Consider the following 15085-nt stretch of genomic DNA (forward strand, 5'->3'; position numbering starts at 1 on the left):
TGGCGAATGGCAACGGAATCCGCGGGTGTCGATCTGGTTTCGGTGGTCACGCTGCTGGGCGCGGCGGTCGTGGCGGTGCCGGTTTTCAAGCGGATAGGCCTCGGGTCCGTCCTGGGCTATCTGGCCGCCGGGCTGGCGATCGGGCCGTTCGGCCTTGGGCTCTTTTCCGACCCGATGGCGATCCTGCATGTCGCGGAACTGGGCGTCGTCATGTTCCTGTTCATCATCGGGCTGGAGATGGAGCCCTCGAAGCTCTGGTCCATGCGGCGCGACATCTTCGGGCTGGGGCTGGTGCAGGTGCTCATCTGCATCGCGGTCCTGAGCCTGGTGGGCTTTGCGCTGGGCTATCCCTATGCCAGTTCGCTGATCGCGGGGGCCGGGTTCACGCTGACCTCGACCGCCATCGTGATGCAGATGTTGCAGGAGCGCGGCGACATCAGCGCGCCGAAGGGGCAGCGGATCGTGTCGATCCTGCTCTTGGAGGACCTGGCCATCGTGCCGCTTCTCGCGCTGGTGGCCTTCCTGGCGCCGGGGGGCGAGGAGGTGACGCTGGCCGACCGGCTGATCGGGGTGGGCATCGGCCTTGGCGCCATCGCGGCGCTGGTGGTGGCGGGGATCTACCTTCTGAACCCGATGTTCCGGCTGCTTGCGGCCAGCCGTGCGCGCGAGGTGATGACGGCGGCGGCGCTGCTGGTCGTCCTGGGCGCGGCGCTGTGGATGCAGCTGGGGGGCCTTTCGGCGGCGATGGGGGCGTTCCTTGCCGGCGTGCTTCTGTCGGAATCGAGCTTCCGCCACCAGCTGGAGGCGGACGTGGAGCCGTTCCGGGGCATCCTCCTGGGCCTGTTCTTCCTGGCGGTCGGCATGGCGCTGGACCTGTCGGTGATCGCGGAAAACTGGGGACTGGTCGCGGTTTCGGTCCTGGCCTTCATGGTGCTGAAGTCGGCGATCATCTACGGCGTGGCGCGGCTGATGCAGGCCCCCCATGCCGAGGCGCTGGAGCGGATGGTGCTGATGGCGCAGGGCGGCGAGTTCGCCTTTGTCCTTTACTCGGCGGCGCTGGCGGTGGGGCTTCTGGGCGTGACCGAGAACGCGATCCTGAACGCCATCATCATCGTCTCGATGGTGCTGACGCCGCTGATGGTGATCCTGCATGACCGCTTTCGCCCGGTGGCGCCGGTCTCGGCCGAGGGGCTCGAGGCGCCGGAAGGGTTGTCGGGCACGGTCCTGATCATCGGCTTCGGGCGGTTCGGGCAGATCGCGAGCCAGCCACTCCTGGCGCGGCGCTGTGCCATCACCATCATCGACGATGACCCCGAGATGATCCGTGCGGCGGAAACCTTCGGCTTCAAGGTCTGGTTCGGCGACGGCACGCGGCTGGACATCCTGCATGCCGCCGGGGCGCAGACGGCGCGGGCGGTGGTGATCGCCACCGACAAGCGCGAGGTGACGACGCGGATCGCGAAACTGGTGCGGGACGAGTTCCCGAACGCGGTGATCCTGGCCCGCGCCTTCGACCGGGAACATGCGCTGGAACTGATCCGGGAAGGCGTGGACCACCAGATGCGCGAGGTGTTCCATTCCGCGCTGGCGCTGGGCAGCGAGGTGCTGGAGGTGCTGGGGGTGGATCCCGACGAGATCGCCGAGATCGCCGAGGGCGTGCGCAAGCGCGATGCCGAGCGGCTGGCGCTGCAGACGACGGGCGACATCTATTCCGGCACGAGCCTGCTGCTGGGCAATGCCGGCCATGCCGCCGGAACGCAGAAGCCGGCCGCCGGTCGGGAACCCGGCGCAGCCGAGCCGGCGGCAAGCTAGGGCCGCGCCACGGGGCGGCGGTCGGGGCGGTCGGCGGGTTCGGGCGGGGCCATCAGGCTTTCGAGTTTCGCCTTCACCTCGGGCGGCCAGGGCATCGAGGTGTGCTTGTCGAGCCAGCTTGCCGCCAGCACCTGTTCCACCGACCAGCGGTGTTCCTCGCCGCAGTGGATGGTGTGGTGGAGCCTGACCGAGGACTGGCCGACCTTCAGGATCGAGATGCGGAAGGTCAGCCTGTCGCCGAAGAAGGAGGGCTTGGAGAAGTCGCAGGACAGGTGGACGGTGGGCGTGCCCCAGCGTTCGTTCCAGATGATCTCGTGCCAGGGCCAGCCGATATGGGCCCAGAATTCCTCGACCACGCCGTTGAGGATGTTGAGATAGGCCGGATAGTAGGCGGTGCCCGAGATGTCGCAATCGCCGAAATGCAGCATGCGGTCGGTGGTGTAGCAGACGGTCATTCCTGTCTCCCCTTTTGCGGTCAGGGTGGGCAAGGGCGCGGCGGAGATCAAGCTCCGGTCGCTGGGACCGCGGTGCGCGGGGGCGCTTCGCCCCCCCCCGCCGATCAGGCTCTGGGACCTGTGGCGAACGTGATCGGCCCCCCGCGTGTATCTTGAACAGGGCAAGCAGCACCTGCACCTCGCCAGGTCGGGCGGGGTGGCTGTCTAGCCGCGTTGCAGCTTGACGGGCTCGGAGCGGGCGAGGCGCAGGAAATGCGCGATGTAGGGTTTGGCGGCGTCCTCCTCGCGCGTGGCGGCATACATGCGTTTCGTCACCGGGTCGGGGCCGAGGGGGCGGGTGATGTAGTCGGCGTTGGTCCTGACCTCGCGCATAACCCAGTCGGGCAGGACCGCCACGCCGCGGTTCGAGCCGACGAGCATCAGGATCACCGCCGTCAGTTCCGCCGTCCGTTGCGCCCGGGGCTCGACCTTGGCCGGGGTCAGCACTTCGGTGAACACGTCCAGCTTGTCGCGTCCCACGGGGTAGGTGATGAGCACCTGGTCGCGGAAATCCTCGGCGGTGATGAAGTCCCTTGCGGAGAGCGGGTTCTGCGACGAGGCGACGAAGGTCGGGTGGTAGTCGAACAGGGGGTGGAACACGATCCCCGGCGGCGGTTCGCGGTCGGAGGAGATGACGAGGTCCACATCCTCGCGGTGCAGCGCGGGCAGGGCCTCGAAGGCGAGGCCGGCGCGGATGTCAACGTCGATCTCGGGCCAGGCGTGGCGGAACAGCTCCAGCACCGGGAACAGCCAGTCGAAACAGGCGTGGCACTCGATGGCGATGTGCAGGCGGCCCGTGCGCCCGGCGCGAAGGGAGCGGAATTCCTCCTCCATCGCGTCGATTTCGGGCAGGATGCGTTCGGCGGCGCGCAGCATCCGCAGGCCCGCCGCCGAGAGCCGCATGGGTTTCGAGCGGCGCACGAACAGCTCCATCCCCGCCTGGTCCTCCAGCCCCTTGACCTGATGCGACAGCGCGGACTGCGTCATGTTCAGCATGTCGGCGGCGCGCGCGAGCCCCCCGGCCTGCTGGATCGCCCGGATCGTGCGCAGGTGGCGCAGCTCGATATACATGAATGAACCTCATGAAGATCGTGAGAACTATGAATTTGTCTCACGCAAACCGATCTGCGACAAGGGGGCATCGAAGGAGACCATCATGCCCACCCCGCGCATCAGTTTCGAATTCTTCCCGCCGCAGTCGCTGGACGCCTCGTTCCGGCTGTGGGAGACGGTGCAGGCGCTGGCGCCCTTGCAGCCCTCGTTCGTCTCGGTGACCTATGGCGCGGGCGGCACGACGCGGACGCTGACGCATGAGGCGGTCTCGACCATCCATCGCAACTATGGCCTGCCGGTCGCGGCGCACCTGACCTGCGTCGATGCCACCCGGACCGAGACGCTGGCCATCGCCGAGGCCTATGCGGCCGCCGGCGTGACCGAGATCGTCGCGCTGCGCGGCGATGCGCCGAAGGGGGCGCAGCGCTTCGTGCCGCATCCCCTGGGCTTTGCCAATTCGGTGGAACTGGTGGAAAAGCTCGCGCGCACCGGCAAGTTCAGGATCCGCGTCGGCGCCTATCCCGAGCCGCATCCGGACGCGGCCGATGCCAGCGCGGACGTGACCTGGCTGAAGCGCAAGATCGACGCGGGCGCATCGAGCGCGATCACCCAGTTCTTCTTCGAGGCCGACACCTTCTTCCGCTTCCGCGATGCCTGCGCGAAGGCGGGGATCGACGCCCCGATCATCCCCGGCATCCTGCCGATCACCTCGTGGGAGGGTGCGAAGAAATTCGCCCGGCGCTGCGGCACCTCGATCCCGCAGAGGCTGGACGAGGCCTTTGCCACCGCCGCCCGTGACGGGCGCGAGGAGCTTCTGGCGCTGACCCAGTGCACGCAGCTTTGCGACAAGCTGATCCAGGGCGGGGTGGAGGATCTGCACTTCTACACGCTGAACCGTCCGCACCTTACCCGCGAGGTCGTCCATGCCCTGGGCATCAAGCCCGAGGTGGTGCTGGAGAAGGTGGCCTGAGTTTCGGCCCCCGCGGGGCCAACCGTCGTCTCCCTGGGCGGCTTTCCGACCTGACCCGAGCAGGTGCCCGGAAAGCCGCCAATTTTTTGTCCGTTGCCCATCAGGGCATATCGGCTAATCTCGCGCCGATCCTTGCCCCGGAACCCCCATGCCCAAGCTTGTTACCCTTCTGAACGGCCCGAACCTGAACCTGCTGGGCCTGCGCCAGCCGGAAATCTATGGCCGCGAGACGCTGGAGGACGTGGCCGCCAAGGTCTCGGACCTGGGCGAGGAACTGGGGCTGCGGGTCAAGGCGCTGCAGTCGAACCACGAGGGGCAGCTGGTGGACTGGATCCACGAGGCGCGGGGCACCTCGGCCGGGATCATCATCAATCCGGGCGCCTATTCGCATACCTCGGTCGCGATCCTGGATGCGCTGAATGCCTATGAGGGGCCGGTGATCGAGGTGCATATCTCGAACATCCACAAGCGCGAGGCGTTTCGGCATCACTCTTACGTCTCGGCGCGGGCCGACGGGGTGATCGCGGGCTGCGGGACCGAGGGCTATCTTCTGGCCCTGCGGCGGATCGCATCGCTCTTGAAGGCATGAGCGACAGGTTCCGCTGGCACCCCGCCGCCCGGCTGTTCGACAGCACTGGGGGTGAGGTTCTGCGCGTGGGCCCCCCACCTCCATCGTCGGGGCAGTGCCCCGACCCCCACCAGGGGGAGGGGAGGCGCCCGGATCGGCCGGTCGGGGCGGTCATGCCCGACAGTGCCGCGGGCCTGGCCGCCGCCATCGGGCATCCGGCCTTCCGCATCGGCGCGCCCGATGAGCCGCCGCCCGATGGGCACGAGGTGCCGGTGCTGGAGACGCTGACCTCGGGGTCGATGGGCCGGCCGCGCCGGATCCGGCGGACGCAAGGGTCCTGGACGGCGAGTTTTGCTGTGAACGCGCGTTTCGGCATCGGCCCCGGTGCGCGGGTGGCGGTGCCGGGGCGGCTGGTGCATTCGCTGTCGCTGTACGGCGCGGTCGAGGGGCTGCATCTGGGGGCCGAGGTGCATCTTCTGGCGGACCTGCGCCCCGACCGGCAGCGGCAGGCGCTGGCCGAGCGGCGGATCACCCATCTTTACGCCACGCCCGCGCAGCTGCGGCTGATGCTGGGTCCCGGAGCCCTTCCCGACCTGCAGCTGATCCTGATCGGCGGGTCGAAGCTCGACAGCGCCTTGCGCGCGGGGCTGGCGGCGCTCGCGCCGGGGGCGGAGCTGCGCGAGTTCTACGGCGCGGCCGAGACGAGTTTCGTCACGCTGGCCGATGCCGCGACGCCCGAGGCGTCGGTCGGGCGGCCCTATCCGGGGGTGGCGCTGCGGCTGGACGCGGACGGCACGATCTGGGTGCAAAGCCCCTATCTCTTCCTCGGATATGCCGGCGAGGGCGGGGGTGAGGCCGGTTCCGGCGCGGCCCCCTCCCCCCTCGTGGGGGAGGGAGGGGGTGGGGGGGCCTCGGCTGCGCGCTGGCGCGAGGGCTGGCTTTCGGTGGGCGAGGTGGGCCGGCTTGAGGAAGGGTTCCTTACCTTGCGCGGGCGGGCGGGGCGGATGGTGACGGTGGCCGACCAGAACGTCTTTCCCGAAGAGATCGAGGATTTCCTTCTTGGCCTGCCCGGCGTTGTGCGCGCCGCCGTTCTGGCGCTACCGGATTCCGCGCGCGGACACCGGCTGGTCGCCGTGGTGCAGGGCGACCGGGCAGCGGAGGTGGCGATCCTGGCCGCGCTGCGGGCCGAGCTTGGCCCCACCAGGGCGCCGAGGGCGGTGGTCTGGCGGGAGGACTGGCCGGTGCTTGCCTCGGGCAAGACCGACCTGCGCGCGCTGGAGGCCGCGCTGTGGCCCGCCTGATCGCCGCCCGGCGGACGGCGGTTGTCCCGCGCGGGGGGGCCTTCGCGCGCCTCAGGATCGAGGATCTGGCCGCGCCGGTGCTGACCGCCTGTCTGGCCGATGCCGGGATCGGGCCGGGGCGGGTGGACGAGGTGATCCTGTCGAACGCTCTTGGCGCCGGGGGCAATCCGGCGCGGCGGGCGGCGCTGGCGGCGGGGCTGCCCGAGCGGGTCGCGGGGCTGACCATCGACCGGCAATGCGCGGGGGGGCTGGATGCGATCCTGCTGGCGCGGGCGCTGGTGGACAGCGGCGCGGTCGAGGTCGTGCTGGCCGGCGGCGTCGAAAGCTATTCCCGCCGCCCCTTGCGGCTGGCGACCGACCCGGACGGCGGCCCGCCGGTGCCTTACGACGAGGCGCCCTTCACCCCCTGGCCCGACCGGGACCCCGGGATGGCCGAGGCCGCCGAGGCGCTGGCCCGGCGCCTGGGGATCGGGCGCGCCCGGCAGGAGGCCTGGGCGGCGGAGAGCCATGCGAAGGCCGTCGCTGCCGATCTGTCGGCGGAGATCGTGGCGCTGAACGGGGTCGCGCGCGACGCCTTTCCGCGCCTTTTGACGCCGAAACTCATGGCCCGTGCCCCGGTCCTGACCGGCAGCCTCACCGCGGCCACGGCGGCGGTGGCGGCGGATGCGGCGGCGGTCTGCCTCGTCGTCTCGGACCGGATCGGGGCGGGGCGGGGGCTGGCGATCCTGTCGGGCGCAACGGTTGGTGGCACCCCGGAGGAGCCGGGCCTTGCGCCGGTCGCGGCGATCCGGCGCATCTGGGACGGCGAGCCGCTGGCCCAGGCCGAGATCATGGAGGCCTATGCGGTGCAGGCGCTGGCGGTGATCGACGCGGCGGGTCTTGACCCGGCAATCGTCAATCCCGGCGGCGGGGGGCTTGCGCGCGGGCATCCCGTGGGGGCGTCAGGGGCGATCCTTGCGGTGCGGCTGTTCCACGGACTGCGGAAGGGCCGGGGCCTTGCCGCCATCGCCGCCGCCGGAGGGATCGGCACGGCGCTTCTGGTCGAGGCGCCGGCCTGAGGCGTCAGGCGCGGGAGAGGAGCGAGGCGGGACGCATCCGCGCGAGGCTTTGCGTGACAAGGCCCGCGATCACCGCCTTGACCGCATCGCCCGGCAGGAAGGCGGCCGAGAGGAAGGCGGCCTCGCCCAGGGTTTTCCCCAGCATCACCGACATGCCGATGATGCCGAAGACGTAAAGCACGCCGATCCCGCCGATCACCGAGGCCGCGGTGGCCGCGACCATGGGCGAGAGCGTCGTGCGCTCCATGAACCAGCCGGTGACGAAGGCCGCGACGGGGAAGCCCACGAGGAAGCCGACCGAGGGCCCGGCAAAGACACCGATGCCGCCGCGCCCGCCCGACAGAAGCGGCAGGCCCGCGGCGACGAGCGCCAGGAACAGAAGCACCGCCAGCGCTCCGCGCCGCGCGCCAAGCACCGTGCCGCACAGCATGATCCCCAGCGATTGCGCGGTGATCGGCACGCCGGCGGCGAGGTCGATCTTCGGGATCAGGCCCAGGACGGCGATCAGCGCGGCGAAAAGGGCGATGTGGGTCAGATTGCGTTCCATGATGTCCCCGTTCGTTCCCGGCCATTTAATCAGCGCCGCCCCGGGCGCGCAAGGCCTCGGCCACCCGGTCCGCGTCGTCGAGTGCGGCCAGCACCGCCGGGACCAGCACCCGCCAGCGCGGCCGGCGGGGGGCGCGGGCGCGCCAGCTGGCCTCGATCTGGGCCATACGGTCCAGCATGACCGGGATGAAGCGGATCACCAGGGCAAAGGCCAGCGCGAGGCGGCGGGGCGGCAGGAGGGGCGACAGGGGGCGGGCTAGGTGCTCGAACACTGCCAGCATTTCGGACAGCCGCGTGGTCATGGTGACGAAATTCGCCAGCGCCACCGCCGTCACCATCCTGAGCAGGATTGCCGCGCCGCCGGACAGGTCGGCGGTCCAGAGATGCCAGAGGCCGACCACCGCGACGAAGGGCCAGAGCGGCCAGAGATGACGCGCGCCGGTCCGGGCAAAACGCCCGCCGCCGGTCAGATACAGCGCTACCGTGGCCAGAGCGGCGCCGGCCAGCGCCCAGGGCGAGGCGAGGAGGAACAGCCCCGTTGTCGCCAAGGCGAGCGCGGCCAGCTTCGCCCCGGCGGGCAGGCGGTGCGCCCAGGTCTCAACCGGCGAGGTCAGCGTCAGCATCTTCCGCTCCGATCCGGGCCATTTCGGCGGTGAAGGCGGGCAGCACCAAGTCGGGCGGGCCGTCGAGCGCGATGCGCCCGGAGTCCAGCCAGAGCACCCGGTCACAGGTGCCAAGCGTCGCCGGGTCGTGGGTGATCGTCACCAGGCGCTGCGGCAGGGCGGCGAAGCGGCGGGCAAGCCGCGCCTGCGTCGGCAGGTCGAGCCCGGCCAGCGGTTCGTCCAAGAGGATCGTGCGCGGCGCCATCAGCAGGACCGAGAGCAGGCAGAGGTAATGCCGCTGCCCCTGGCTGAGGCTGGCGACCGGCACGCCGGCCCAATGCGCGCGCCCCTCGGCGGCAAGCGCGGCATGGGCACGGGCCAGCGCCTCGGACTGAGGCATTCCCTGCTGGGCAAGGCCGAAGGCCAGCTCCTCCTCGACCGTGGGAAAGAGGATCTGGTGGTCGGGATTCTGGAACAGGATGCCAAGGGCCGCGACCGCGGCGCGGCGGTCGGCGAAGGGATCGAAGCCCTCGACCCGGACCGTGCCCGTGTCGGGCGCGATCAGCCCGGCGATCAGGCGCAGAAGCGTGGTCTTGCCCGATCCGTTGCGGCCGAGGATGCCGATGCGGCGCTCGGTGAGGGTGAGATCGATCCGCTCCAGCACCGGGCGCCCGCCAAGCCGGAGGCTGGCCGAGGCGATCTCGATGCCGAGGGAGGGGTCAGGCATGGGCGGCCCTGCGGTGAACTGGCGGTGCTTCTAGCCGCTTGTGCCCGCCGGCGGAAGGGGCGGGAGGCAAATGAAAACCCCGGGCCGTTGCGGGCCCGGGGCTCAAGGGTGACCGGCCGGGGAGCCGGATGCGCCTTACTGGCAGTCGGCGATGAAGCGGTTGCCGTACTGGTCGCGGTAGTAGCACTTGCCGCGCTGCGGGGCGGGGCCGAGGAGCTGCGAGGCGGCAACGCCGGCGATCGCGCCGATGACGGCACCCTTTTCGCGGTCCTTGTCCGACGAGACCGCCGCCCCGACCGCCGCCCCGCCGAGGGCGCCGATGGCCGCATTCTGCTCGGCCGGGGTGCAGGCGGCCAGCCCGGCCACGAAGAGGGGAAGGATCAGGAGGGAACGTTTCATTCTGAGTGCTCCGAAAGGGTGAGTCTACACGCCGAGTGTAACGTCATGTTCCGGCGATGGTGCCATCGTCTTGCGGCATGGGCGGATTCCGACCGACCGGCAGCGGCGCGAGCCGGTCTCAGCCCGCCCGCGCGGCGGCGACCGAGGCTTCGAGGATCTCCATCGCCTCGGCGAAATGGGCGTCGGGGATGGTGATGGGGGCGAGGAAGCGGATCACGTTGCCGTAGACGCCGCAGGTGAGCAGGATCAGCCCGCGCTTCTGCGCCTCCATCCGCACCCGGCCGGTGAAGCCCGCGTCGGGTTCCTTCGTGCCGGGCTTGCCGAATTCGACCGCAACCATGAAGCCCGGCCCGCGGATGTCGATGATTTCCGGCGTGGTGGCACGCATCGCCTCGAGCCGCTGCTTCAGCCGGCTGCCGAGTTCATTGGCACGAGCGCAGAGGTCCTCCTCCTCGATCACGTCGAGAACGGCGTTGGCGGCGGCGATGCCCAGCGGGTTGCCGGCATAGGTGCCGCCGAGGCCGCCGGGGTTCGCGGCATCCATCAGCTCGGCCCGGCCGGTGACGGCCGCGAGCGGAAGGCCGCCAGCAAGGCCCTTGGCCATGGTGGTCAGGTCGGCGGCGACGCCGTGCATCTCCATCGCGAAGAGGTTCCCGGTGCGGGCAAAGCCGGTCTGCACCTCGTCGGCGATCATGACGATGCCGTGCTGGTCGCAAAGCGCCCGGATCGCCTTCACCAGATCGGTCGGCGCAGGGTAGAAGCCGCCTTCGCCCTGCACGGGCTCGAAGATGATCGCGGCGACGCGGGCCGGGTCGAGGTCGGCCTTGAACAGTTTCTCGATGCCAGCCATGGCGTCCCTGGTGGAGATCCCGTGCGGCTCCATCGGGAACGGGACGTGGAAGACATCGGGCATCATCGCGCCGAAGCCCTTCTTGTAGGGCTCGACCTTGCCGGTCAGCGACATGCCCATGAAGGTGCGACCGTGGAAGCCGCCGCCGAAGGCGATGACGGCGTTGCGGCCCGTGGCGATGCGGGCGATCTTGATCGCGTTCTCGCAGGCCTCGGCGCCAGTGGTGACGAAGATCGTCTTTTTCTTGAAGTCGCCCGGCACCTTCTCGTTCAGGCGCTCGGCCAGGCGGATATAGTTTTCATAGGGCATCACCTGGTGGCAGGTGTGGGTGAACTTCTGCATCTGGTTGGCCACGGCGGCCATGACCTTCGGATGGCAATGCCCGGTATTGACCACCGCGATCCCGGCGGCGAAGTCGATGTAGCGGTTGCCCTCGATGTCCCAGACCTCGGAGTTCAGCGCCCGATCCGCATAGATCTGCGTCATCATCCCCACCCCGCGCGAGATGGCATCGTCGCGGCGCTTGGCTACTTCGGCGTTCAGCATGGTCTTCGCTCCCCAGAAAGCATGACACCCCCGGAGGACAGACTCGGGCCACGGGGTCTTTCGGTCATTTGATCAAATATTCCGGAGGACTGCAATCCTTGTGACGGCAAAGCTTCCTTGCGGGATTCAGCATTCGTTAACCCTCGTCGGGGCAGACTGGCGCGAGGCGATGCGACGGGGGACGGGATGGCGGATGGTCAGCTTGCGGAACGGGCTGCCGGTCTGAGCGCCGAGGAACGGCGGGACCGGCTGCGCCTGGTCCGGTCGCGGCGGGTGGGCGCCGTCACCTATCACCGGCTGATGGCAGAGCATGGCTCGGCCGCCGCGGCGCTGGCGGCGCTGCCTGCAATCGCGGCCGCCGCCGGGGTCGAGGGCTATGAGTGCTGCCCGGTGGGCGTCGCCCTGGCCGAGGAACGCCGGGGCCTTGCCGCCGGTGCCCGGCTGCTGGTCCATGGCGAGGCGGACTATCCCCGTGCCCTTCTGGACCTTCCCGACGCGCCGCCGGTGCTGTGGGCGATAGGGGAGGTGGCGCTGTTGAACCGGCCCGCGATCGGCATGGTCGGGGCGCGGAACGCCTCGTCCCTTGGCATGCGCATGGCGCGCAGGCTGGGTCAGGGTCTGGCCGAGGCGGGGCTGACGGTCGTCTCGGGCCTCGCGCGTGGCGTCGATGCCGCGGCGCACGAGGCGGCGCTGGACTGCGCGGGGGGGACGGTTGCGGTGATGGCGGGCGGGATCGACGTGATCTACCCGGCCGAGAACGCGGCTCTGGCCCGCCGGATCGACGAAAAGGGCTGCCGGATCAGCGAGCATCCGCCCGGCCTCGAACCCCAGGCCCGGCATTTCCCGCTGCGCAACCGGATCGTGGCCGGCCTGTCGCGGGCCGTCGTGGTGGTCGAGGCCGCGGCGAAATCGGGCAGCCTGATCACCGCCCGCGCCGCTCTGGACTATGGGCGCGAGGTGATGGCGGTGCCCGGGCACCCCTTCGATGCCCGCGCCTCGGGCTGCAACATGCTGATCCGCGATGGCGCGGTGCTGGTGCGCGGTCCGCAGGACGTGCTGGAGGCGCTGGGCGCGCCCGGCCCCGTCTGCCGCGACGCAGGGCCCGTGGCCCGGCCCTTGCCCGGGCCGGTAGCGCCGCAGCGCCCGCTGAAGGAGGTGGCGCTGTTGCACGCGATGATCCTGGATCGCCTGGGGCCCAACCCGCTGGCCGAGGATCAGCTGATGCGCGACCTCGATGTCAGCCCGGCCCAGCTTGCCCCCGAACTCCTGACGCTGGAGCTTGACGGCCGCATCGCGCGCCAGCCGGGTGGCCTTCTGGCACGGGTGGACTGACGACCCGCTCATCCCTTCCTTCGGTCGGTCTTCGCTGGCCCCCGCGAGAAGCGACCGGAGGGGAGCGCCGAGCCGCCCCCGGTTGACAAGCGCGCGCCTTCCCCCACATGGTGCCGCGCCATTCGCCGGCCCGGGAGTTTCAGGAAAGCATGCCAGTCGTCGTCGTCGAATCCCCCGCCAAGGCCAAGACAATCAACAAGTATCTCGGCCCGGACTTCACCGTGCTTGCCTCCTACGGCCATGTCCGCGACCTGCCGGCCAAGGACGGTTCGGTCGATCCCGAGCATGGATTCGAAATGCTCTGGGAGGTGGCGCCCGAGTCGAAGAAGCATGTCCGCGCCATTGCCGAGGCGCTGAAATCCGACGACACGCTGATCCTGGCCACCGACCCCGACCGCGAGGGCGAGGCGATCAGCTGGCACCTGAAGGAAGCCCTGCAATCCAGCCTGAAGAAAGGGAAAAAGGTCGCCCGCGTCACCTTCAACGCGATCACCAGGGACGCGGTGACGAAGGCGATGCAGGAGCCGCGCGAGGTCGATCAGGCGCTGGTCGAGGCCTACCTCGCCCGTCGCGCGCTGGATTACCTGGTGGGTTTCACCCTGTCGCCAGTCCTCTGGCGCAAGCTGCCGGGTGCGCGTTCGGCGGGGCGGGTGCAATCGGTCTGCCTGCGGCTGATCGTCGAGCGCGAGATGGAGATCGAGGCCTTCAAGGCGCAGGAATACTGGACGGTGAAGGCCGTCTTCCGCACGCCGAGGGGCCAGGAGTTCGAGGCGGGGATGGTCACGCTGGGGGGCAGGAAGCTCGCCAAGTTCGACATCTCCACCGCGACCGCGGCGGAGCTGGCCGTGCAGGCGGCCAAGTCGCGCGATTTCAAGGTGGCGGCGGTCGAATCGAAGCCCGCGACGCGCAACCCCTGGCCGCCCTTCATGACCTCGACCCTGCAGCAGGAGGCCAGCCGCAAGTACGGCATGGGCGCCAAGCAGTGCATGAACGCGGCGCAACGGCTCTACGAGGCGGGCTACATCACCTACATGCGGACCGACGGGATCGACATGGCGCCCGAGGCGGTCATGGCCGCACGCGACGAGATCAGGCGGCGTTTCGGCGACAGCTACGTTCCGGAATCTCCGAGAATGTACAAGAACAAGGCCAAGAATGCTCAGGAAGCGCATGAATGCATCCGGCCGACGGACATGGGCCTCGGGCCCGAGAAGATCCGGGTCGAGGAGGACCAGCGCAAGCTCTATGAGCTGATCTGGAAGCGCACGATCGCCAGCCAGATGGCGGCGGCGCGGATGGAGCGGACGGCGGTGGACATCGCCAGTCCAGACGGCGAGGTCGGGTTCCGGGCCACCGGGCAGGTCGTGCTGTTCGACGGCTATCTGAAGGTCTACGACCAGGGCCGCGACGACCGGCAGGAGGGCGAGGAGGACGAGGAGGGCCGCCTGCCGCAGCTGATGCAGGGCGAGGGGCTGGACAAGGGCGCGGTCACGCCCGAGCAGCATTTCACCCAGCCCCCGCCGCGCTATACCGAGGCGACGCTGGTCAAGCGGATGGAAGAGCTGGGGATCGGCCGGCCCTCGACCTATGCCTCGATCCTGAGCACGATCGTGGACCGCGAATATGTGCGCAAGGACAAGAACCGCCTGATCCCCGAGGACAAGGGGCGGCTGGTGACGGCGTTCCTCGCGAACTTCTTCAAGCGGTACGTCGAATACGATTTCACCGCCGACCTCGAGGCGGAACTGGACGATGTCTCGGCCGGGGAGCGCGACTACAAGGACGTTCTGGCCCGCTTCTGGCGCGACTTCAGTGCGGCAGTTGCGGAGACGGCGGAGCTGCGGATCGGCGAGGTGCTGGAGAAGCTGGACGAGTTCCTCGCGCCCCACCTTTACCCGCCGCGCGCCGATGGGGGCGATCCCCGCATCTGCCCGGCATGCGGGACGGGGCGGCTGCATCTGAAGACCGCGCGGTCGGGCGGGGCCTTCATCGGCTGCGGGAACTATCCCGAGTGCCGCTATACGCGGCCCTTGGCGGGGGATGCGGAGGCGGTCGCCTCGGACGGGCGGGTGCTGGGGCAGGACGAGAACGGTGTGGAGATTTCGCTCCGCGCCGGCCGGTTCGGGCCCTATGTCCAGCGCGGCGAGGCGACCGAGGCCAACCCCAAGCCCGACCGGGCGAGCCTGCCGAAGGGGTGGTCGCCAGACACGCTGACGCTGGAGCGGGCCTTGCAGCTTCTGTCGCTGCCGCGCGAGGTCGGGCCGCATCCCGAGGACGGGGTGATGGTCGAGGCGGGGATCGGGCGGTTCGGGCCTTACGTGAAGCACGGGTCGGTCTATGCGAACCTGCCCGAGGTGGAGGAGGTCTTCACCATCGGGATGAACCGGGCCGTGGAAGTGCTGGCCCAGAAGGCCTCGCGCGGGCGGGGCAGGGCGGCGCCGGCGGGGCCGCTGAAGGTGCTGGGGGCGCATCCCGATGGCGGTGAGGTGCAGGTCATGCCCGGCCGCTATGGGCCCTATGTGAAGTGGGAAAAGGTCAACGCGACCCTGCCCAAGGGGATGGAGCCCGAGGCGGTCACGCTGGAGGAGGCGCTGGCCCTGATCGCCGAGAAGGCGGGCAAGTCGGGGACGAAGAAGAAGGCCGCGCCGAAGAAGGCGGCGGGGAAGCCTGCGGCGAAGAAGGCGGCTCCGAAAAAGGCTCCGGCGACGAAGAAGGCGGCTTCGGGGACCTGAGTGTCCACGGTGGACATTTCCGGATTTTCTTTCCGGATCAGAAGGTTGCTTGTGGGCTTTAGGGATTTCTTTACCGGCAGCCGATGAGCCCCCAC

14 protein-coding genes are annotated in these 15085 nt (G+C 69.8%); 7 read left to right on the forward strand and 7 right to left on the reverse strand.

Annotated features, from left to right (window positions below; genetic code table 11):
- The first annotated feature begins 6 nt into the window (after positions 1-6).
- Positions 7-1812 (forward strand): monovalent cation:proton antiporter-2 (CPA2) family protein, encoded by a 1806-nt coding sequence (locus FL625_RS14930; protein ID WP_149589474.1) that lies wholly within the window; start codon positions 7-9, stop codon positions 1810-1812.
- Here FL625_RS14930 and FL625_RS14935 read toward each other — a convergent pair.
- Positions 1809-2267 carry an acyl-CoA thioesterase gene (locus FL625_RS14935; RefSeq protein ID WP_149589475.1) on the reverse strand — a complete coding sequence of 153 codons (459 nt, stop codon included), beginning with the start codon at positions 2265-2267 and terminating at the stop codon, positions 1809-1811. The genes FL625_RS14930 and FL625_RS14935 overlap by 4 nt on opposite strands.
- Before the next feature lie 204 nt (positions 2268-2471).
- A complete protein-coding gene (locus FL625_RS14940; RefSeq protein ID WP_149589476.1) occupies positions 2472-3377 on the reverse strand; it encodes a LysR family transcriptional regulator in 906 nt (301 codons plus the stop codon).
- Positions 3378-3462: 85 nt separating this feature from the next.
- Here FL625_RS14940 and metF point away from each other — a divergent pair, with 85 nt between their 5' ends.
- The 4 genes from metF to FL625_RS14960 all read left to right on the forward strand — a co-directional run bounded on the left by metF (position 3463) and on the right by FL625_RS14960 (position 7256).
- On the forward strand, positions 3463-4329 hold the full coding sequence (metF, locus tag FL625_RS14945) for a methylenetetrahydrofolate reductase [NAD(P)H] (RefSeq protein WP_149589477.1): 867 nt from the start codon (positions 3463-3465) through the stop codon (positions 4327-4329).
- Between the two features lie 148 nt (positions 4330-4477).
- Positions 4478-4918 carry a type II 3-dehydroquinate dehydratase gene (gene aroQ / locus FL625_RS14950; RefSeq protein WP_149589478.1) on the forward strand — a complete coding sequence of 147 codons (441 nt, stop codon included), beginning with the start codon at positions 4478-4480 and terminating at the stop codon, positions 4916-4918.
- 152 nt (positions 4919-5070) lie between these two features.
- Positions 5071-6198 carry an AMP-binding protein gene (locus tag FL625_RS14955; RefSeq protein ID WP_160147794.1) on the forward strand — a complete coding sequence of 376 codons (1128 nt, stop codon included), beginning with the start codon at positions 5071-5073 and terminating at the stop codon, positions 6196-6198.
- Positions 6186-7256: a thiolase family protein gene (locus tag FL625_RS14960; protein WP_149589480.1), complete on the forward strand. Its 1071-nt coding sequence runs from the start codon at positions 6186-6188 to the stop codon at positions 7254-7256. The genes FL625_RS14955 and FL625_RS14960 overlap by 13 nt, the downstream gene beginning before the upstream one ends.
- 4 nt (positions 7257-7260) lie before the next feature.
- On the opposite strand, the gene FL625_RS14965 is transcribed toward FL625_RS14960, so the two are convergent.
- The 5 genes from FL625_RS14965 to FL625_RS14985 form a co-directional block, all read right to left on the reverse strand.
- Entirely contained in the window at positions 7261-7803 is a 543-nt protein-coding gene (locus FL625_RS14965) for a biotin transporter BioY (RefSeq protein WP_149589481.1), read from the reverse strand.
- A gap of 25 nt (positions 7804-7828) precedes the next feature.
- On the reverse strand, positions 7829-8425 hold the full coding sequence (locus tag FL625_RS14970; RefSeq protein ID WP_149589482.1) for an energy-coupling factor transporter transmembrane component T: 597 nt from the start codon (positions 8423-8425) through the stop codon (positions 7829-7831).
- Entirely contained in the window at positions 8400-9131 is a 732-nt protein-coding gene (locus tag FL625_RS14975; RefSeq protein WP_149589483.1) for an energy-coupling factor ABC transporter ATP-binding protein, read from the reverse strand. Before FL625_RS14975 ends, FL625_RS14970 begins: the two co-directional genes overlap by 26 nt.
- A gap of 135 nt (positions 9132-9266) precedes the next feature.
- Positions 9267-9530: a YMGG-like glycine zipper-containing protein gene (locus FL625_RS14980; protein ID WP_149589484.1), complete on the reverse strand. Its 264-nt coding sequence runs from the start codon at positions 9528-9530 to the stop codon at positions 9267-9269.
- Between the two features lie 118 nt (positions 9531-9648).
- Positions 9649-10926 carry a 4-aminobutyrate--2-oxoglutarate transaminase gene (locus tag FL625_RS14985; protein ID WP_149589485.1) on the reverse strand — a complete coding sequence of 426 codons (1278 nt, stop codon included), beginning with the start codon at positions 10924-10926 and terminating at the stop codon, positions 9649-9651.
- A 186-nt stretch (positions 10927-11112) separates the two neighbouring features.
- Here FL625_RS14985 and dprA point away from each other — a divergent pair, with 186 nt between their 5' ends.
- On the forward strand, positions 11113-12258 hold the full coding sequence (dprA, locus tag FL625_RS14990) for a DNA-processing protein DprA (RefSeq protein ID WP_149589486.1): 1146 nt from the start codon (positions 11113-11115) through the stop codon (positions 12256-12258).
- A gap of 149 nt (positions 12259-12407) precedes the next feature.
- Positions 12408-14990 (forward strand): type I DNA topoisomerase, encoded by a 2583-nt coding sequence (topA, locus tag FL625_RS14995; protein ID WP_149589487.1) that lies wholly within the window; start codon positions 12408-12410, stop codon positions 14988-14990.
- The last annotated feature ends 95 nt before the right edge of the window (positions 14991-15085 follow it).

The sequence above is a fragment of the Tabrizicola flagellatus genome, from assembly GCF_008271465.1.
In the GTDB taxonomy this organism is placed as follows: domain Bacteria; phylum Pseudomonadota; class Alphaproteobacteria; order Rhodobacterales; family Rhodobacteraceae; genus Tabrizicola; species Tabrizicola flagellata.